The following is an 18888-nucleotide window of genomic DNA, read 5'->3' as shown; positions in this document are numbered from 1 at the left end:
GGAGGTGCGGTGCGCCAGCCCCGGGCAGGTACCAGCGGACGGACGGCTGCGTACATTGCCGGCCGTCAGTCCTCGATCGCCGGTTCGCGCAGCTTGGCCAGCCGTCGGTGGATCAGCATCAGCGCGATGGACGTGCCCTGGCGCAGCGGGGCGTCCAGGCGGCCGGAGAACATCGGCGGTGGGTCGATGGCGCCACCGGCCTCCAGTTGTCGCGCGATGCGTTCCAGCTCGAAGATGCCGTCGCCAGTGCCCGGGGTGCTTTCGCGGGCCCGGGCGATGGCCTCGTCGAGCCGCTGTGCCAGGTCGTGTGGGGCACCCGAGCCGATCAGGGCTCTGGCCATTTCCAGGCCGGCGAGGTGGGTGCGGTCGGGCGTCTTCTCCATGGGGACTTCCTGAGGGGGACAAGGGGTAGACCGTCGCCTGGGTGGGTTGCTCAAGGAATTTGAGACGTCGTCGCGCTGCAAGAACGTACAAGACGCCCTGGTGCCCGCCGGGCGAGACTGACGCCCCCACCTGCGCCGCGCGAGCCCTCCATGCCCCTGCACATCCAGACCCCGCTGATCCATTCCCGCTCCCTGAGCCTGGCCGCCGGCACCGAAGTGTGGCTGAAGCTGGAGGCCTTGCAGCCGGCGGGCTCGTTCAAGCTGCGCGGCATCGGCGCCGCCTGCGAGCTCCATGCACGCCGGGGCACGCGGCGCTTCATCTCGTCCTCCGGCGGCAACGCGGGCATCGCCGTGGCCTTCGCCGGCCGCTGCCTGTCGATCCCGGTGACGGTGGTGGTGCCGGAAACCACCACCGAGCGGGCCAGGGCGCTGATCCGCCAGGAGGGCGCCGAGGTGATCGTCCACGGCAAGGCCTGGCACGAGGCCAATGCCCTGGCGCAATCGATGCTGGGCGAGGCGGATGCCTTCATCCATCCCTTCGACGACGCGCTTCTGTGGCAGGGCCACGCGACCCTGGTGGACGAGGTTGCCGCCAGCGGCTTGCAGCCCGACGCGGTGCTGCTTTCGGTGGGCGGCGGCGGGCTGTTCAGCGGCGTGGTGGAAGGCTTGCAGCGCAACGGCTGGGGCGCGGTGCCGGTGATCACTGCCGAAACCGCCGGTGCGGCGTCGTTCGCCCGGTCACTGGAGGCCGGCCGGCGTATCGAGCTGGAGCGCATCGACAGCGTGGCCACCTCCCTGGGGGCGAAGCAGGTGTGCGAGCGGGCCTTCGAACTGGGGCGCAGCCACCCGGTGCGGGCGCGGGTGGTCAGCGACCGCGCGGCGCTGCAGGCCTGCGAGCGCTTCCTCGATGAGCAGCGCCTTCTCGTCGAGCCGGCCTGTGGCGCGGCGCTGGCCCTGGCCTATGCGGGGGACGAGGCGCTGCGAGACTTCGAACGGGTGATGGTGGTGGTGTGCGGCGGGGTGACCGCCAGCCTGGAGCAGATCAGCGCCTGGAAGGCCGCCCAGCCGGAAGAATGAGCGGCCGGACGGTCACTTGACGCCCTGTTCCTCGATGCGGTCGGTGTCGAACAGGGTCTCCAGTTCGGCGCGTGCCTCGCGGGCGGTCTGCATCATCGCGGCGGCATCGCCATGCACCTTGTGCTGGGCGGCCAGCACTTCCTCGTCGTGGCGCTGGAAGCGGCGGATGCGCGCATTGGCCTGCTCCTCGTCCAGGCCCATGCCGAGCAGCACCTGGCGACTCATTTCCAGGCTGGAATGGAAGGTCTCGCGCACCGGCTGGGCGCCGAGGTCGAGCAACTGATGCACGTGCTGGCGGTCACGGGCGCGGGAGATGATCTTCAGGTGCGGGTAGAGGCGGCGCACCAGCTCGGTGGTCTTCAGGTTGGTCACCGGGTCGTCGGTGGCGACGATGAAGAACTCGGCCTTGTCGACCTTGGCCGCGCGGAGGATCTCCGGGCGCAGCGGATCGCCATAGAAGATCGGCATGCGGCCCAGGCTGCGGGACAGCTCGATGGTCTCCACCGAGGTGTCCAGGGCCAGGAACGGCACGCGCTGGGCGCGCAGCACACGGGCGACAATCTGGCCCATGCGGCCGGTGCCGGCGATCACCACCCGGGGCGAGTCGCTGTCGATCTGCTCGTACTCCGGCGGTACGTGGACCGATGCCGGCCTGGCCTTGACCAGGCGGTTGATGGCCAGGATCAGCAGCGGCGTCAGCGCCATGGACAGGGTGATGGCCAGCACCAGGAAACCGTGCAGGCGCGCCTCGAACAGGCCCTGGTCGCGGGCCATCTTGAACACCACGAAGGCGAACTCGCCCCCGGCGGCCAGGACCACGCCCAGGCGCAGCGCGCTCTGCCGGGTGAGCCCGCCGGCGCTGCGGCCGAGCAGGTAGAGCACCGGGAACTTGACGGCGATCAGCAGTGCCGTGAGGCCCAGCACCAGCAGCGGCTGGCCCAGCAGCAGGCTGAGGTCGGCACTCATGCCCACACTGATGAAGAACAGCCCCAGCAGCAGGCCCTTGAACGGCTCGATCTGGGCTTCCAGTTCGTGGCGGTATTCCGAGTCCGCCAGCAGCAGGCCGGCGAGGAAGGCACCGAGGGCCATGGACACGCCGGCCAGCTCCATCAGCCAGGCGGTGCCGATCACCACCAGCAGCGCGGTGGCGGTGGACACCTCCTGCAGGCCGGTGCGCGCCACCACGCGGAACACCGGGCGCAGCAGGTAGCGCCCGCCGATGACCACCAGGCCGATGCTGCCAACCACCTCGGCGAGGTGGGCCAGCTGGCCGCCGTCCTCGCGGGCGGCGGTGGCACCGCTGAGCAGCGGGATCAGGGCGATCAGCGGGATGGCCGCGATGTCCTGGAACAGCAGGATGGCGAAGGCCAGGCGACCGTGGGGGCTGGTCAGCTCCTTGCGTTCGGCGAGGATCTGCAGGCCGAAGGCGGTGGAGGACAGCGCCAGGCCCAGTCCGAGCACCACGGCGCTCTGCCAGGTGCGGGCGAAGACCAGGTAGGCGATGCCGGCGATCAGCGCGCCGGTGAGCAGCACCTGGGCCAGGCCGACGCCGAACACCGAGCGACGCATGACCCAGAGGCGCCGGGGCGAGAGCTCCAGGCCGATGATGAACAGCAGCAGCACCACGCCCAGCTCGGACAGATGGCTGACGCTCTGCGGGTCGCTGACCAGGCGCAGCACGGAGGGGCCGATCAGCACGCCGGCCAGCAGGTAGCCGAGCACGGCCCCCAGTTGCAGGCGCTTGGCGAGCGGCACGGCAAGGACGGCGGCGAGCAGGAAGACCACGGCGACCTGCAACGAGCTGCCTTCATGGGGCATGGGAATTTCCTTGGGCTGGCTTACGAAAGATCCGACGGAGCGGCAGAGGGCGCAAGGATAGGGGTTGCGGGCCGCCGCTGTCACGGCGCGGCCCTGTGTCCGGTTGGCGCGGGGCGCGAAAATCCTGGCTGCCGCGCGACGGGCGGCTATCCTGCTGCGGTCCCGGACAAGGAGCCCACTGCCATGAACGTGCTACGCCTGGTGGCCAACTTCGCCACCCCCGATCCCGCCGCGCTGGCGGACTTCTATCGCCGCCTGCTGGGCCTCGACCTGGTGATGGACCACGGCTGGATTCTCACCCTGGCGTCCCAGGAGGGGGTGCGCATGCGCCCGCAATTGAGCCTGGCCAGCGAAGGCGGTTCGGGTACGCCGATGCCGGACCTGTCCGTCGAGGTGGACGACGTGGAGGAGGCCCACCGGCGCGCCCTGGCGTTGGCGGCGGAGATCGTCCACCCGCTGACCGACGAGCCCTGGGGCGTGCGGCGCTTCTTCGTGCGCGACCCGGCGGGGCGGGTGCTGAATGTGCTGGAGCATCTCTAGCGGGCCCCCGCGTTTGCGGGCGGGACCTGAGAAAGGGGCGGTCGTGCCCACTTCGCCATTCCCCTACAATCGGCCTCCCCATCGCACGCACCCGGGAACCATGGCAGGCACCGTCGTCGAGAAAGGCACCATTTCCGTCCAGCTGGTCCGCGAGGCCCTGCTGGAGCTGCGTGCCCGCGGGCTCGACCCGGCGCCCTTGCTGGGGCATGCCGGGATCGCCGCCGAGGCGCTGGAGCGGCCTTATGGACGGGTTTCCTCGCAGCAGTACGCGCGCCTCTGGCTGCGCCTGGCCGAATGCATGGACGATGAGTTCTTCGGCATGAACCCGAGGCGCATGAAGTCCGGCAGCTTCGCCTTCATGGCCCGCGCGGCGTTGAAGGAGCCCAGCGTGGGGGCGGCGCTGGAGGGCGTGCTCGGCTTCCTCGACCTGGTGTTCGACGGCCTTTCGCCGCGCCTGGTGCGCCAGGGCGGGATGGCGGAGATCGTGCTGGAGGAGGCGCCGGGCGAGGCCCAGCGCGCCTTCGCCTATTTCACCCTGTGGATGATCGTCCACGGCCTGGCCTGCTGGCTGGCCGGGCGGCGCATCCCCATCCTCGCCATCGACCTGCGTTGCCCGGCGCCCGAGTACATCGAGGACTACCGGGTGATGTTCAGCGACAACCTGCGCTTCGCCCGGCCGCGCACGCGCCTGCTGTTCAACGCCGATTGCCTGGAGTTGCCGGTGCGCCGCAGCGAGCGCGAGCTCAAGCGCTTCCTCGGTGGCGCGCCGGCCAACATCCTGGTGCGCTACCGCGACCCGCAGAGCCTGGCGGCCCGCATCCGCGCCTACCTGCGCAGCCTGCGCCCCGAGCGCTGGCCGGACCTGGAGGCACTGTCCAGCCACTTCTTCATGGCGCCCTCGACCCTGCGCCGCAAGCTGGCGCTGGAGGACCAGTCCTACCAGGCGCTCAAGGACCAGGTGCGCCGCGACCTGGCCATCGCCAGGCTGGACAGCGGCGAGGGCAACTTCGCCGAACTGGCCTTCGAGCTGGGCTTCGCCGATGCCAGCGCCTTCTACAAGGCGTTCCGCAAATGGACCGGCACCACGCCGGGGCAATACCGCGAGCTGATGCACCCGGGCCCGCCGACGACCTGAGCTGGCCAGTGGCCGTTGTCAAAAATGCTCGCCGAGGTTGGCGCCATTCGACATTGCCGGCGGGCCAGGCCGGTCCGAAGATTCCGCCCACTACAAGAACAATGCGGAGTCACCGTCCATGCGCGACTACCACGAAGCTGCACGCCGGTTCGACCTGGCCGAGGCGTTCGCCGCCACCCTGGCGGGCACGCCGGAGGCCCTCAACGCCTGTATCGAATGCTGTGACCGCCACGCCGACGCGGAGCGCGTCGCGCTGGTCTGGGAAGGCCGCGACGGCCGCCGCGAGGACTGGACCTTCACCCGCCTGAAGGAAGCCAGTGCCCGGTTCGCCCACCATCTGCGCGAACTGGGCATCGGCCCGGGGGACTGCGTCTCCGGCCTGCTGCCGCGTACCCCGGAGCTGCTGGTCGCCATCCTCGGCACCTGGCGCGCCGGGGCCGTCTACCAGCCGCTGTTCACCGCCTTCGGGCCCAAGGCCATCGAGCACCGCCTGCAGTGCGGCCAGTCGCGCCTGGTGGTGGTGGACACCGCCAACCGCGCCAAGCTGGACGAGGTGGCGCAGGTGCCGGCGATCCTCAGCGTCGGTGCCACTGGCGCCGCCGGTTGCGCCTTCTGGAGGGCCCTCGAACGCCAGGACAGTGACTTCGAGCCGGTCATGCGCCGTGCCGACGACCCCTTCCTGCTGATGTGCACCTCCGGCACCACCGGGCTGCCCAAGGCCCTGCAGGTGCCGCTGCGGGCCATCCTCGCCTTCGTCGGCTACATGCGCGACGCGGTGGGCCTGCGCGAGGACGACCGCTTCTGGAACCTGGCCGACCCGGGCTGGGCCTATGGCCTCTACTACGCCGTGACCGGGCCGCTGGCCATGGGCCACGCCACCACCTTCTTCGAGGGTGGCTTCAGCGTCGAGAGCACCTGCCGGATCATCCGCGAGCTCGGCATCACCAACCTGGCCGGCTCGCCTACCGCCTTCCGCCTGCTGCTGGCGGCGAAGGAGCAGGTGGAACCGGAGCTCAAGGGCCGGCTGCGCGCGGTGAGCAGTGCCGGCGAGCCGTTGACGCCCGAGGTGATCCGCTGGTTCGCCGACGGCCTGGGCGCCACCATCCACGACCACTACGGCCAGACCGAAATGGGCATGGTGCTGTGCAATCACCACGAGCTGGCGCACCCGGTGCGCATCGGCGCCGCCGGTTTCGCCGTGCCCGGGCATCGCGTGGTGGTGCTCGACGAGGCCCGGCGCGAACTGCCGGCGGGGCAGCCGGGCATCCTCGCCATCGACCGCGCCCGCTCGCCGCTGTTCTGGTTCCCCGGCTACCTGGGCACCGCCACCCGGGCCTTCGTCGGCGACTATTACCTGAGCGGCGACACCGTGGAGCTGAATGCCGACGGCAGCATCGCCTTCGTCGGTCGCTCGGATGACGTGATCACCACCTCCGGCTACCGGGTCGGCCCCTTCGATGTGGAGAGCGCATTGATCGAACACCCGGCGGTGGTCGAGGCGGCAGTGATCGGCAAGCCGTGCCCGGAGCGCACCGAACTGGTCAAGGCCTTCGTCGTGCTCAAGCCCGGCCACGTCGGGGACGCCTCCCTGGCCGAGGCGCTGCAACAACACGTCCGCAAGCGGCTGTCCGCCCACGCCTACCCACGCGAGATCGAGTTCGTCGCGGAACTGCCCAAGACACCCAGCGGCAAGATCCAGCGCTTCCTCCTGCGCAACCAGGAAGTCGCCAGCGCCCAGGCGCGTGCCGCCCACCCATGACCCAGGAGCTACCGACGTGCGTATAGAAAACAAGACCTTCCTGATCACCGGCGGTGGCTCCGGCCTCGGCCTGGCCACCGCCCGCGCGTTGCTGGCACAGGGCGCCCGGGTGCTGCTGGTGGACATCAATGCCGAGGCCGGCGCCGCCCGCGCGGCCGAGCTGGGTGACAACGCCCGCTTCCAGCGTGCCGACATCACGCGCGAGGACGAGGCGCGGGCCGCCGTCGCTGCCGCCGTCGAGGCCTTCGGCGCGGTGCACGGGCTCATCAACTGCGCCGGCATCGCTCCCGCCGAGAAGGTGCTGGGGCGCAAGGGCGTGCACGGCCTGGACAGCTTCCGCCGGGTGGTGGAGGTCAACCTGATCGGCAGCTTCAACATGCTGCGCCTGGTGGCCGAGGCCATGGCCGGCAACGAGCCGGGCGAGGAGGGCGAGCGGGGCGTGCTGATCAACACCGCCTCGGTGGCCGCCTTCGACGGGCAGATGGGCCAGGCCGCCTATTCCGCTTCCAAGGGCGGCGTCGCCGCCATGACCCTGCCGCTGGCGCGGGACCTGGCGCGCTCGGGCATCCGCGTGATGTGCATCGCCCCCGGCATCTTCGAGACGCCGATGATGGCCGGCATGCCCCAGGAGGTGCGCGATTCCCTGGCCGCCGACGTGCCGTTCCCGCCGCGCCTCGGGCGCCCGGACGAATACGCCGCGCTGGTGGCGCACATCATCGGCAACACCATGCTCAACGGCGAGGTCATCCGCCTGGATGGCGCGCTGCGCATGGCCGCGAAATAAGGAGAACCGCATGAACGCGAAGATCGACCCCATCGTCATCGTCGGTGCCGCACGCACACCCATGGGCGGCTTCCTCGGTGACCTGCGCGAGATGAGCGCCGCCGAGCTGGGCGCCACCGCCATCGCCGCCACCCTGGCGCGCGCCGGCCTGGCCGCCGACGCTGTGGACGAGGTGCTGATGGGCTGCGTGCTGCAGGCCGGCCAGGGCCAGGCGCCGGCGCGCCAGGCGGCCCTCGGCGCCGGATTGCCCCAGGGCGTGGTGTGCTCGACGGTGAACAAGATGTGCGGCTCGGGCATGAAGGCGGCGATGCTCGGCCACGACCTGCTGGCCGCCGGCAGCGCCGACGTGGTGGTCGCGGGCGGCATGGAGAGCATGTCCAACGCGCCCTACCTGCTGGAGCGCGCGCGTTCCGGCTACCGCATGGGCCACGGCAAGGTGCTCGATCACATGTTCCTCGACGGCCTGGAGGATGCCTACGACAAGGGCCGCCTGATGGGCACCTTCGCCGAGGATTGCGCCCAGGCCTACGGCTTCACCCGCGAGCAGCAGGACGCCTTCGCCATCGAATCCCTGACCCGTGCGCAGAAGGCCCTGGCCGAAGGCCGCTTCGCCGCCGAGACGGTGGCGGTGCAGGCCCGGTCGGGCCGCGAGGTGCGCGAGGTCGCGGGCGACGAGCAGCCGCCGAAGGCGCGGCTGGACAAGATCCCCACCCTGAAGCCGGCGTTCCGCGAGGGGGGCAGCGTCACCGCCGCCAATTCCAGCTCCATTTCCGATGGCGCCGCGGCCTTGCTGCTGATGCGCCTGTCAGAGGCCCAGAAGCGCGGCCTCACGCCCCTGGCGCGCATCGTCGGGCATGCGTCCTTCGCCCAGGCCCCCGGGCTGTTCACCACCGCGCCGGTGGGCTCCATCCAGCGCCTGCTGGCACGCACCGGCTGGACCCTGGAGCAGGTGGACCTGTTCGAGATCAACGAGGCCTTCGCCGTGGTGCCGATGGTGGCCATGCGCGACCTGGGCATCGCCCACGAGCGGCTCAACGTCCACGGCGGTGCCTGCGCCCTCGGCCACCCCATCGGTGCGTCCGGTGCGCGGGTGCTGGTGACCCTGCTCTGCGCCCTCGGCCAGTACGGCTACAAGCGCGGCATCGCGTCGGTGTGCATCGGCGGCGGCGAAGCCACGGCCGTGGCCATCGAGCGCATGGACTGAAGGAGAGAACGATGATCCCGTCCGAACAAGACCTGCAGATACGCGACGTCGCCCGCCAGTTCGCCCAGGAACGGCTGAAACCCTTCGCCGCCGACTGGGACCGTGAGCACCGTTTCCCCGGCGAAGCCCTGCGCGAGATGGCCCAGCTGGGCTTCCTCGGCATGCTGGTGCCGGAGGAGTGGGGCGGCGCGGCCACCGGGCACCTGGCCTACGCCATGGCCCTGGAAGAGATCGCCGCCGGCGATGGCGCCTGTTCCACCATCATGAGCGTGCACAACTCGGTGGGCTGCATGCCGATCCTCAAGTTCGGCGACGAAGAGCAGAAGCGCCGTTTCCTGCGCCCGCTGGCGGAAGGCTCGATGATCGGCGCCTTCGCCCTCACCGAGCCCCAGGCCGGCTCGGATGCCAGCGACCTGCGCACCCGCGCGCGCCGCGACGGCGACCACTACGTGCTGGACGGCGCCAAGCAGTTCATCACCTCGGGCAGCCACGCGGGGATGGTGATCGTCTTCGCGGTGACCGATCCGGCCGCCGGCAAGAAGGGCATCAGCGCGTTCATCGTCCCCACCGACACCCCGGGCTACCAGGTGCTGCGGGTGGAGGAGAAGCTCGGCCAGCATGCGTCCGACACCTGCCAGATCCAGCTCGACGGGGTGCGCATCCCCGCCTCGCTGCGCCTGGGCGCGGAGGGCGAGGGCTATCGCATCGCCCTGTCGAACCTCGAGGGCGGGCGCATCGGCATCGCCGCGCAGTCGGTGGGCATGGCCCGCGCGGCCTTCGAGGCGGCGCGGGACTACGCCCACGAGCGCAGGACCTTCGGCAAGCCGATCATCGAGCACCAGGCGGTGGCCTTCCGCCTGGCCGACATGGCGACGCAGATCGCCGTGGCGCGGCAGATGGTGCATCACGCCGCCGCCCTGCGGGAGGCGGGGCTGCCCTGCCTGACCGAGGCCTCCATGGCCAAGCTGTTCGCCTCGGAGATGGCGGAGAAGGTCTGCTCGGCGGCGATCCAGACGCTGGGCGGCTACGGCTACCTGAAGGACTTCCCGGTGGAGCGCATCTACCGCGACGTGCGCGTGTGCCAGATCTACGAAGGCACCAGCGACGTGCAGCGCCTGGTCATCGCACGGAGCCTGTAGGGGAGGGTGGGAGGCCGTCGCGGCCTCCCGGAGGTCAGCGGTAGGTGGCGCGGGTCTCGGCGCTGCCGAGCGGCGTCTTGCGCGGCGGCTCGTCGCCCTCCCGGGCGCGGCCGAACATCAGGTAGGCATCCAGCAGCAGCGCTTCGAGGCCGGACAGCAGCTGCTCCTGGTACTGCGCGCGTTCGCCGGCGGTGTCGGGGTCATGCTCGTCGAGCGTCTCGCGGATGCGCTGGGCCAGGTGGGTGGCCTGCACCAGGCGATAGTCGCCCAGGGCCTGGCAGGCCTGCGCCGGGGAGTCGGGGCGGATGTCGAGGATCTCCTCGGGAAAGTCCTCGAGCGTGGGGAACTTCAACGAATCTTCCATGGGTGGGGTCTCCTGGCTGCGCGCCTGGTCCAGGCGCCGAAGGGGGCTGTCGGGCAGCTCTGGCGCGCGGGAATCGCGCATGAGCACGTCGAAGTGCGGTCGGGGGAAATGGCGGGCATCAGGCATGGCAAGGTCCTCGCGGCGGTTGAGCTGCCCCGGCGGGGCATGCCGTCTGGACTCTAGCGAGCGGTTTTGTAAGGGCTCAAGAATGATGGGAAGTAGGAGCGGTCCCCATCACCTGTGTGAAAGCCGGCACGCCCGCCTTGCGCGGGCCGTGCCCGTCAGGGCGTGACCACCAGGGCGGCCGGCAGGCTCAGGTGGACTTCGGCGCGCCCCTGCTGGTTGGCGAACGCCACGCTGCCGCCGTAGCTCTCGCAGAGCGCCTTGACGATGGGCAGGCCCAGGCCCCAGCTCTTGGTGTCGCTCCGGGTGGAGATGAAGTAGGGCGTGGCGAGGTTGGTCAGCACCTCTTCGGGGAAGGCGCCACGGTTGCTGACGCAGAGCAGCACCCTGTCGTTCTCCACGCGCTGCGACACCTCAATGGTGGTGCCCGCCTCGCCGTGCTTGGCGGCATTGAGCACCAGGTTGTCGAAGATGCGCAGGAAGGCCAGCTTGTCCCAGAACACCAGCTGGCCCGCGCCCTCGGCGTCGAGCGTGAGCGGGTTCTCCACCTGCAGGCGCAGGTTGGCCACGGCTTCCTCCAGCAGGGGGGCCAGGGGCATCTGCTCGCCGACCAGGCGGATGCCGCCGCCCATGCTGACGTGGGAGATGTCGAGGATGTTGGCGACCATCTTGTCGATGCGGCGCAGGTTTTCCTCCAGCAGGGTGATCATCTCCTCGGTGCGTCGTGCCGGGTTCTTCTGCATCAGCCCCGCGACCATGACGGCGGCGGCCAGGGGCGAGCGCAGGTCGTGGCTGAACGAGCGCATGAAGCGTTCGAGCATGATCTTCTCGGCGCGCAGGTTCTCGCTGCGCGCCTCGGCCACCTCGCGCTGCTTCTCGACGTCTTCGAGCTTGCTGTCCGATCTCATCAGGCTGGAGATGGTCGCCAACATCTCGTCGGGGTTGATCGGGTGGGTGAGGTAGGCGCGGGCGCCGGTGTTCAGCCCCATCGCCTTGTCCTTGCCGCTCATGAAGGTGGCGGAGATGTTGATGATCGCCGGCAGCTTGTCGTGGCCAAGGCGCTGCTCGGCCTTCTGGATCAGCTCGAAGCCGCTCATGTCCGGCAGGTTGATGTCGAGGATCACCAGGTCCACGCCGCTTTCCAGGCTCGCCAGGCCATCGCTGCCGTTGGCCGCCTCCAGCACCTCGTAGCCGGGCTCGCTGGCGAGGATCTTGCGCAAGACGTAGCGGTTGGCATCCATGTCGTCGATGATCAGGATCCGTCTATTTCGCATCGTGGTACCTCCCCGCCAGGCGCTGCACCTGGTGCAGCAGGGTTTCGGCATGGTTGGGCTGGGACTTGTTGAGGATCGCCTGGCACTGGCTGCCGAGGCGGGTGCGTTCGCCGTCGTTCATCTGCTTGGCGGTGTTGACCAGCACCCGGGAATGCATGCTCCAGTCCATGCTTTCCAGAAGGTCCTCGCCTGATATGTCCGGCAGGTCGAGGTCGAGGATGATGATGTCGGGGCGTACCGCATGCAGCTTGTCGATGCTGGCGCTGGCGCAATCCGCCTCGATGATCACGGGCTCGAAGGGTTGCAGCAGGTGGCTGATCAGGTAGCGATCTGCCGGGTTGTCGTCGATCACCAGGATGGTGGTGCCGGCGAGGCTGATCAGCGCCGGTTGCCGCTGGTTGTACTCGCGCGCCACCTGGACGTGGAAGCGGCTGCCGCGCCCGGGTTCGCTGTTGAGGCTGATATCGCCCTTGAGCAGGTTGGCCAGGCGCAAGGCCAGCGGCAGGCCCAGGCCGTTGCCGTGGACCTGCAGGCCGGGTGCGCGGACGCGGGCGAATTCCTCGAAGATGCGTGCCTGGTTCTCCACGGAGATGCCGACGCCGGTGTCCTCCACGACGAACTCCAGGTTGTGCTCGTCCGGCTGGAAGCAGCGCACGCTGACGCTGCCTTCGCGGGTGTACTTGAAGGCGTTGGTGATCAGGTTGCGCATGATCTGGAACAGGCGGTTGCGGTCCGTCTCCAGGGGCAGGTCGAAGGCCGGTTGGTGAATCTGCCAGCCCAGGTGCGGGTAGCGCATGGCCAGGGCCCCGGTGAACTGGCGCAACTGCTCGATGAACTCGCTGAGCTCGAAGCGTTCGGGAAGCACTTCCATGCGCCCGGACTCGGCTTCCGCGAGGTCCAGCAGTTCGTTGACCAGCCCGGACAGGTCGGCCGCCGCATCGGCGATGAAGCGCACCTGCTTGTTCTGCTCGGCGTTGAGCGCCCCGTCGACGCCGCTGAGCAGCAGCTTGGAGATGTTCTCGATGATGTTGATCGGGGTGCGGAACTCGTGGGTCATGTTGGAGAAGAAGCGGCTGCGCGCCTCGCTGGCGTCCTTCAGCTCTGAGGACGCCTTCTCCAGCTCCGAGTAGAGCGCCACCACGCCCTTGTTGGTGTTCTCCAGTTCCTGGTTGGTGGCTTCGAGCTCCTGCTGCTTGCTCTGCAACTCGGCGCTGGTGAGCAGCAGTTCGGAACCACGCACCTGCAGTTCCACGTAGGGGTCGGCGGCCCCTTCGCTCTGCAGCTGGCGGCGGATCTGCTGGATCGACTGCTCGCTGGGCAGCGGGCGCGGCGGGTGGACCGCCTTGCAGGCGCTGATGCGCGTGCCCCGGGAACCGGTGTCGATCTCGAACTCGTCCATCAGCCGCTGCGCGCCACGCAGGCCGACACCCATGCCGGTGGGCGAGATGTAGCTGCCATCGAGTATGTGCGTGATCTCGGCGATGCCGCCGCCCTGGTCCACGGCATCGAAGCAGATGCCGGTGACCAGGCCGCGCGCGTCGCAGCGCAGGTCGAAGTGGAAGACGCCGCTGCCGGCGTACTGGTAGACATTGCGGGCGAGCTCCGAGACCGAGGTGGCCAGGCGGATCTGCTCCAGGGGCGAGAGACCGAGCCAGGCGGCGATCTGCTTGGCGCCCTGGCGGCAGCTGACCACGTCGACTTCCTCGAGGATGCTGATGCTGGTGATGCGGCGCTTAGTGCTCACGCTTGACCACCACCACGGTTGCATCATCGTTGAGCCGCCGGTGGTCACGGTGGATGAGCGCGGCGATCACGCCAGGGTGGCGGGCGCGCAGGCCTGGATAGGCGTTGAAATCGATCTTGGTGCTGATGCCGTCCGAGGCCAGGATCATGATTGAACTATCGTCCCAGGGATAACTGAATGTATGGATACGACCGATGCGGTATCCGACCGTTCCATTGCTCGACACCATGCTGCGGCCCTTGTCGGTCAGCAGGGTGCCGGCGACGTTGCCGATGCCGCAGAACTGCACCTGGCGCTGCTCCGGCTGTACCTCGGCGATGGCCGCCGCGCCGCCACGGGTCGACATCAGGGCGCGGTGCAGCTGTTCCATCAGCGCCTGCAGGGGCAGTTGCGGGTTGTGTTCGAGGAAGACCTGGCGGGCCTTCTGGCTGGCCACGTTCGCGGCGTGGCCATGGCCGAGGCCGTCGCACACCAGCACGCGGTTGCCGCGGATCGCCCAGGCGTCCCCGCCGATGTGCTCGCCGGGGTAGGGCGTGCACACGGCGCCCGCCACCAGGCCGTTGCCGGGCGGTGGCGGGGCGAGGTGGAAGCGCGCCTGTACCACGCTGCCCTGACCGGGCTGGGAGAACAGGTCGAAGCCGTCGGACATGCGCTGGATGGCGCCGAGCCCGGCGCCCATGGTGCCGGTGGTGGAATAGTTGTCGCTCAGGCACTGGGCGACGTTGCCCATGCCCGGCCCACGGTCCACCGCGATGACATCCAGGCGCTGCTCGTCGCAGCTGAGCAGAAGCTCGCCGCCCCCGGCGTGGATCACCAGGTTGCGGGCCATCTCCTGCACCACCACGGTGAGGCGGCCGAGCAGGTTCTCGTCCGCGCTGCGCTGGCTGGCATGACGGACGATGCTGCGCCTGGCCGCGTCCACATGGGCGGTTTCGGTGACGGGCAGCACCAGGTTGCAGTGTTCGACGTTCACTTCCATTTCCACAGCTCCACCCGGGTGCCCTGGCCTGGCTGGCTGTCGATGGCGAACTGGTCCACCAGGCGGCGTGCGCCGCTGAGGCCCAGCCCGAGGCCGCCGCCCGAGGTGTAGCCGTCCACCATGGCGCGCTCAAGGTCGGCGATGCCGGGCCCCTGGTCGCTGATGCACAGGCGTACCGCCGCGCGGCCGTCGCGCAGGCAGCTCTCGATGACGCATTCACCGCCGCCGCCGTAGATCAGGGCGTTACGGGCGATCTCGCTGGCCGCCGTCACCACCTTGGTCTGCGAGACCAGGCCGAGCCTGGCTTCCTCGGCCGCTTTGCGCACGCGCTGGCGAATGACGACGATGTCAGTCTCCTGCTTCAGCGGAAGCGTCTCTGTCTTCGTCACGCTCGTGCTCCAGGGTCAGGTCATCGTCGGCGACTGTGCTTTCCAGCCAGCGCATGCCTTTCTCGACGTTGAGGGCGGTCGCGATGCCCTCCAGCGAGAGCCCCAGTTCCACCAGGGTAATGGCCACGGCAGGCTGCATGCCGACGACTATGACCTTGGCGTCGAGGATGCGGGAGACGTTGGCGATATGGGAGAGCATGCGGCCGATGAAGGAGTCGACGATCTCCAGGGAGGAGATGTCGATCAGCACGCCCTTGGCCTTGTGTCGCACGATCTGCTCGGTGAGGTCTTCCTGGAGGTCCAGGGCGAGCTGGTCGTGCATGTCCACCTGGATGGTCAGCAGCAGGTACTTGCCCATCTTCAGGATCGGGATTCTGTCCACCATCTGTGCGATCTCCTCAGCGTGCGCTGTTGACCAGGCGGACGTTCAGTTCCTTGAGCGCGAGCTGGAAGGCGTCGGCCAGGGATGCCTTGGTCAGCACGTCGCCCAGCTCCACGCCCAGGTGGACGATGGTGGCGGCGATCTGCGGGCGGATGCCGCTGATGATGCACTTGGCGCCCATCAGCTTGGCGGCGGTGATGGTCTTGAGCAGGTGCTGGGCGACCATGGTGTCCACGGTCGGGACGCCGGTGATGTCGATGATGGCGATGTCGGATTCGGTCTCGACGATCTTCTGCAGCAGCGCCTCCATCACGATCTGGGTGCGGTTGCTGTCCAGCGAGCCGATCAGCGGGATGGCCAGCACGCCCTTCCACAGCTGCACCACCGGGGTGGACAGTTCCAGCATGCTTTCCTGCTGCTCGCGGATCACCGTCTCGCGGCCGGCCACGTAGGCCTGCATGCTGTAGAGGCCGAGCTTGTCGACCAGGCGGCTGGCCGACCAGACCAGCTCGACGGCGTTGTCGCTGCCGCCCTGGATCAGCTGGAACAGCGGCTCCTTGAGGGACAGCACGAAGGTGGCCGTCTCGATCGGGGTGAAGCCCTGGCGGCTCTGGGCCACGGACAGGCGCTCGAGCAGGGCGCGGGCACTCTTCCAGGCTGGCGCATTGACGTCATCGCCGCCTTCGGTGATGCCCGCCACCAGGGCGCGGAGCAGCTCGCGGGAGTTCTCCTGCACGGTGCGGTCGTCGATCAGGTCGCTACGGATACCGGCACCGCGCTGGGCGGCCATCCAGTCTTCGAGGATGGTCTTTTCGTTTTGCTTGAGCAGATCGGCTAGAACGGCGGTGGACATTGTTATCTCCCTGTCGAAGAGGACTCGTTGAAGAGCGGTTCGGTAATCGACCACAAAAAACGCGCCAAACACTAGCAAGGCGCGCGGGTAAACAGAACTCGGGGGGCGAAGTTTATTGACGTTTCGCGCGGCAGTCGCGGCAAGCCGCGACCCGCTTCGGCAATAGGATCGCAGCGGCGCGATTTGGTGCGATCCGAAGGTGGATAAAGCGTGCTGCAGCCCACGATTCCGCGTGCCTCATCGGGGCGATTCGCAGCTCGGCACCGCTCGCTCGCGACCGGCGTGACGCCCCGTTGAACCTGACCGCCCGGTCGGTTCGGGGGAACCACTGGCGCCGACGGTGTTTCCAACGTTCGGATAGCACCGAGTCGGAGGACCGAGAGATGCCAGCCAGCCTGACCCGCTTCGCCACCGAGCCTGCACGTCGCGCCCACGTTGCCGCCCGGGTGGGACACGCCGAGCCCGAGCTGCTGTTCTTCGAGGGCGATGGACGTACGCCCAACAGCCGCTTTCCCGTACTGCTCTACCGCGCCGCGCTGCCGGGGCAGGTGGACCGTGCCGAAGCCTTCGAGAAGCGCTTCGCCGCCCACCGCTGGGCACCTCTATGGCGCGACGGGGTGTTCGACTACCACCACTACCACGCCAGTGCCCACGAGGCCCTGGGTGTCGCCACCGGCAGCGCCCGGCTGATGCTCGGTGGCGAAAACGGCCGGGAGATCAGGGTGCGCGCCGGGGACGTGCTGGTGTTGCCGGCAGGCACCGGGCACTGCTGCCTGGAGGCCAGCGAGGACTTCCTGGTGGTGGGGGCCTATCCGCGTGGGCAGGAGGCCTATGACATCCAGCGGGCGGGCACCGATCGCTACCTGGCTTCGGTGCGGCGCATCGCCCAGGTGCCGACGCCGGTGGCCGATCCGCTGACCGGACGCGACGGCGCGTTGTCCCGGGCCTGGCGCTCGGCCTGAACCGCGCGCGGGCTCTTTACGGGACGGGTTCCGCCGGCGCAGGCTCGGCCATCGCCCCGATGGAGGGGCCGGGGAGGAACGCCATGTCGCCCAGGACGCTGCTGCCGGTACTGCTGGTCTCGACCGCTTGCGCGGCCGAGCCTCCGCCCACCGGCAAGGAGCCGCCGAACGCCTTCGAGGCCGCGTTCTCCATGACGATGGTCGCGCCGATGATCAGCGTCATCGCCACCACCGATCTCAGCAGCGACGAGAAGCAGTTGAAGCTGGGACGTACCCGCGAGGACGCCCTGGCCTTCGTCGCTTCCGGCGGGGCGATCCGCGGAGCGCATCTGGAGCAGGCGCTCGGGCTGCTGCGCGACGGTTCGGCCAGCCCTGACATGGCGTGGGCGCAGGCCCTCGCAGCGGGCCGTTGACCCGGCCGTCCGTCGTCCTTACACAACCTTTACCCAACGGCGGTGATCCGCGGTTTCGCGCCGTTGTCTGATCTTGCGTCCCGGTCCATTCCCTAGCCGGGCGCAGGAGGAGTCATGTTTCGTCGTTTGCCCCAGGTTGCCCTGTTGCTGGGAGCCGCCGCCCTGGCCGGCCAGGCTTCGGCCCACGGGCATGATGCCGGCCCCGCCGTGATCGGGGCGGTGGTCGGGGCCGTCGTCGGCGGTGCCATCGTCGCGTCCCGCCCGGCCCCGGTGTATGTACAGCCCGCGCCCGTGTACGTGGCGCCACCACCGGTGGTCTACGCGCCGCCACCTCCGCCGCCTGCGGTGTACTACTACCCTGCGCAGCCCGTGTACTACCCGCCGGTGGTCGCCCAGCCCGTCTACTACGGTCCCGGCCCCTATTACGGCCCGCCGCGCCACTGGCACGGTGGCGGCCCGCGCCGCTGGTAGTAAGGAGGCCCCGCTGATGCGGGGCTTTCTTTTCGACGCCTCTGCCGCCGATAGGGGGATCAATCAGGTGCCGCTTTCGGTGAATTTCTCCAGGTACAGCGGGTTGCCATCGAGGGCGTTTTCCTGGAGCCAGGTCTTCATCGACTCGATCATGGGCGGCGGGCCGCACAGGTACATGTCGAAGGGGGCTGCGCGCAGCTGTGCCGGGTCCAGGTGCTCGCTGACGTAGCCGCGCCTGCCGTCCCAGCCCGGCGCGGCGTCGCTGACCACCGGGATGAAGGTGAAGCCCGGGATGCGTTCGGCGTAGCCCCTGAGGCGTTCCAGTTCGCAGAGGTCGGCCGGCTGGCGCACGCCGTGATAGAGCTGAACCGGCTGGTCGCAGCCGCGTTCGGCGAGCTCGTCGAGCATGCCGAGGAAGGCGGAGAGCCCGGTGCCGCCGGCCACCATCACCAGGGGCCGTTCGACCTGGCGCAGGTAGAAGGCGCCCAGCGGTGCCTCGAGGCGGATTTCATCGCCGGCCTTGCAGCGTTCCCTCAGGTAGTCGCTCATCACCCCGCCGGGCAGCAGGCGGATGAGGAACAGCAGGCGGTTCTGCGCATTCGGCCGGTTGGCGAACGAATAGGCGCGATGCGCCTCGGTGCCCGGCACCTGCAGCCGGGCGTACTGGCCGGGAAGGAAATCCAGCGGGTTGTCGCCGCCCGCCTCCAGGTGGAGCAGGGCGGTGCTGGCGGAGAGCAGCTCCACCTCGCTGACCCTGGCCTGCACCGCGCGGGTTCCGCTGGCGCTGCACAGCGTGGAGTCGACATCGAAGTAGAAGGCGGCATCGGAACGCACGCGGGTCTGGCAGGCGAGCACCTTGCGCTGCTGCAGGTCGCTGGGCGAGAGCGCTTCTTCGTCGACGTAGTCGAGGCTGTATTGGCCGGATTCGCAGCGGCCCATGCAGGTGCCGCAAACGCCTTCGCGGCAGTCCAGCGGGATGTTGATGCCGTTGCGCAGGGCGGCGTCGAGGAGCAGTTCGCCGGCCTTGATGGGAAAGAAATGGGTTGTGCCGTCGGCAAAGCTGATGGCGACCTTGTGGTTCATGCTGCGGTTTCC

General features: G+C 69.2%; 20 protein-coding genes. 10 read left to right on the top strand and 10 right to left on the bottom strand.

What is annotated here, in order from left to right; genetic code table 11:
- Window positions 1–65 precede the first annotated feature (65 nt).
- Complete coding sequence (locus PHLH3_RS16735; protein ID WP_213625003.1) at window positions 66–383, bottom strand: hypothetical protein; 318 nt, start codon at window positions 381–383, stop codon at window positions 66–68.
- Window positions 384–533: 150 nt separating this feature from the next.
- Here PHLH3_RS16735 and PHLH3_RS16730 point away from each other — a divergent pair, with 150 nt between their 5' ends.
- Complete coding sequence (locus tag PHLH3_RS16730; RefSeq protein WP_213625002.1) at window positions 534–1460, top strand: pyridoxal-phosphate dependent enzyme; 927 nt, start codon at window positions 534–536, stop codon at window positions 1458–1460.
- Between the two features lie 12 nt (window positions 1461–1472).
- Here PHLH3_RS16730 and PHLH3_RS16725 read toward each other — a convergent pair whose 3' ends face one another.
- Entirely contained in the window at window positions 1473–3278 is a 1806-nt protein-coding gene (locus tag PHLH3_RS16725) for a monovalent cation:proton antiporter-2 (CPA2) family protein (RefSeq protein WP_213625001.1), read from the bottom strand.
- A gap of 183 nt (window positions 3279–3461) precedes the next feature.
- On the opposite strand from PHLH3_RS16725, the gene PHLH3_RS16720 reads away from it, so the two are divergent.
- The 6 genes from PHLH3_RS16720 to PHLH3_RS16695 all read left to right on the top strand — a co-directional run bounded on the left by PHLH3_RS16720 (window position 3462) and on the right by PHLH3_RS16695 (window position 9839).
- Complete coding sequence (locus PHLH3_RS16720) at window positions 3462–3818, top strand: VOC family protein (RefSeq protein ID WP_213625000.1); 357 nt, start codon at window positions 3462–3464, stop codon at window positions 3816–3818.
- Window positions 3819–3918: 100 nt separating this feature from the next.
- Complete coding sequence (locus tag PHLH3_RS16715) at window positions 3919–4953, top strand: AraC family transcriptional regulator (RefSeq protein ID WP_213624999.1); 1035 nt, start codon at window positions 3919–3921, stop codon at window positions 4951–4953.
- 118 nt (window positions 4954–5071) lie between these two features.
- A complete protein-coding gene (locus PHLH3_RS16710) occupies window positions 5072–6712 on the top strand; it encodes an AMP-binding protein (protein WP_213624998.1) in 1641 nt (546 codons plus the stop codon).
- A 16-nt stretch (window positions 6713–6728) separates the two neighbouring features.
- Window positions 6729–7496 (top strand): 3-hydroxyacyl-CoA dehydrogenase, encoded by a 768-nt coding sequence (locus tag PHLH3_RS16705; RefSeq protein WP_213624997.1) that lies wholly within the window; start codon window positions 6729–6731, stop codon window positions 7494–7496.
- Window positions 7497–7506: 10 nt separating this feature from the next.
- Entirely contained in the window at window positions 7507–8700 is a 1194-nt protein-coding gene (locus tag PHLH3_RS16700; protein ID WP_213624996.1) for an acetyl-CoA C-acyltransferase, read from the top strand.
- 11 nt (window positions 8701–8711) lie between these two features.
- A complete protein-coding gene (locus PHLH3_RS16695; RefSeq protein WP_213624995.1) occupies window positions 8712–9839 on the top strand; it encodes an acyl-CoA dehydrogenase family protein in 1128 nt (375 codons plus the stop codon).
- Window positions 9840–9873: 34 nt separating this feature from the next.
- Here the strand turns inward: PHLH3_RS16695 and PHLH3_RS16690 are convergent, their stop codons facing one another.
- From PHLH3_RS16690 to PHLH3_RS16660, 7 genes are all read right to left on the bottom strand, one after another.
- Window positions 9874–10329: a hypothetical protein gene (locus tag PHLH3_RS16690; protein WP_213624994.1), complete on the bottom strand. Its 456-nt coding sequence runs from the start codon at window positions 10327–10329 to the stop codon at window positions 9874–9876.
- A 155-nt stretch (window positions 10330–10484) separates the two neighbouring features.
- Window positions 10485–11600 (bottom strand): response regulator, encoded by a 1116-nt coding sequence (locus PHLH3_RS16685; protein ID WP_213624993.1) that lies wholly within the window; start codon window positions 11598–11600, stop codon window positions 10485–10487.
- Window positions 11590–13344, bottom strand: a complete 1755-nt coding sequence (locus PHLH3_RS16680; RefSeq protein WP_244862893.1) for an ATP-binding protein — start codon at window positions 13342–13344, stop codon at window positions 11590–11592. The genes PHLH3_RS16685 and PHLH3_RS16680 overlap by 11 nt, the downstream gene beginning before the upstream one ends.
- Complete coding sequence (locus PHLH3_RS16675) at window positions 13334–14323, bottom strand: ATP-binding protein (RefSeq protein WP_244862892.1); 990 nt, start codon at window positions 14321–14323, stop codon at window positions 13334–13336. Before PHLH3_RS16675 ends, PHLH3_RS16680 begins: the two co-directional genes overlap by 11 nt.
- Window positions 14314–14712: an anti-sigma regulatory factor gene (locus PHLH3_RS16670; protein ID WP_111262925.1), complete on the bottom strand. Its 399-nt coding sequence runs from the start codon at window positions 14710–14712 to the stop codon at window positions 14314–14316. The genes PHLH3_RS16675 and PHLH3_RS16670 overlap by 10 nt, the downstream gene beginning before the upstream one ends.
- Entirely contained in the window at window positions 14672–15094 is a 423-nt protein-coding gene (locus PHLH3_RS16665) for an STAS domain-containing protein (RefSeq protein ID WP_228723622.1), read from the bottom strand. Before PHLH3_RS16665 ends, PHLH3_RS16670 begins: the two co-directional genes overlap by 41 nt.
- 16 nt (window positions 15095–15110) lie before the next feature.
- Window positions 15111–15947, bottom strand: a complete 837-nt coding sequence (locus PHLH3_RS16660) for an STAS domain-containing protein (protein WP_213624992.1) — start codon at window positions 15945–15947, stop codon at window positions 15111–15113.
- A 383-nt stretch (window positions 15948–16330) separates the two neighbouring features.
- Between PHLH3_RS16660 and PHLH3_RS16655 the strand changes: the two genes are divergently transcribed.
- The 3 genes from PHLH3_RS16655 to PHLH3_RS16645 all read left to right on the top strand — a co-directional run bounded on the left by PHLH3_RS16655 (window position 16331) and on the right by PHLH3_RS16645 (window position 17793).
- Window positions 16331–16909 (top strand): cupin domain-containing protein, encoded by a 579-nt coding sequence (locus tag PHLH3_RS16655; RefSeq protein ID WP_213624991.1) that lies wholly within the window; start codon window positions 16331–16333, stop codon window positions 16907–16909.
- Window positions 16910–16992: 83 nt separating this feature from the next.
- Window positions 16993–17322, top strand: a complete 330-nt coding sequence (locus tag PHLH3_RS16650; protein WP_213624990.1) for a DUF2388 domain-containing protein — start codon at window positions 16993–16995, stop codon at window positions 17320–17322.
- A gap of 114 nt (window positions 17323–17436) precedes the next feature.
- Window positions 17437–17793: a hypothetical protein gene (locus PHLH3_RS16645; RefSeq protein WP_213624989.1), complete on the top strand. Its 357-nt coding sequence runs from the start codon at window positions 17437–17439 to the stop codon at window positions 17791–17793.
- 63 nt (window positions 17794–17856) lie between these two features.
- On the opposite strand, the gene antC is transcribed toward PHLH3_RS16645, so the two are convergent.
- Window positions 17857–18876 (bottom strand): anthranilate 1,2-dioxygenase electron transfer component AntC, encoded by a 1020-nt coding sequence (gene antC, locus PHLH3_RS16640; protein ID WP_213624988.1) that lies wholly within the window; start codon window positions 18874–18876, stop codon window positions 17857–17859.
- Window positions 18877–18888: the final 12 nt, after the last annotated feature.

The sequence above is a fragment of the Pseudomonas sp. Pc102 genome (genome assembly GCF_018408275.1).
GTDB classification, from domain to species: Bacteria; Pseudomonadota; Gammaproteobacteria; order Pseudomonadales; family Pseudomonadaceae; genus Metapseudomonas; species Metapseudomonas tohonis.
This window is presented reverse-complemented; position numbering and strand designations above follow the sequence as displayed.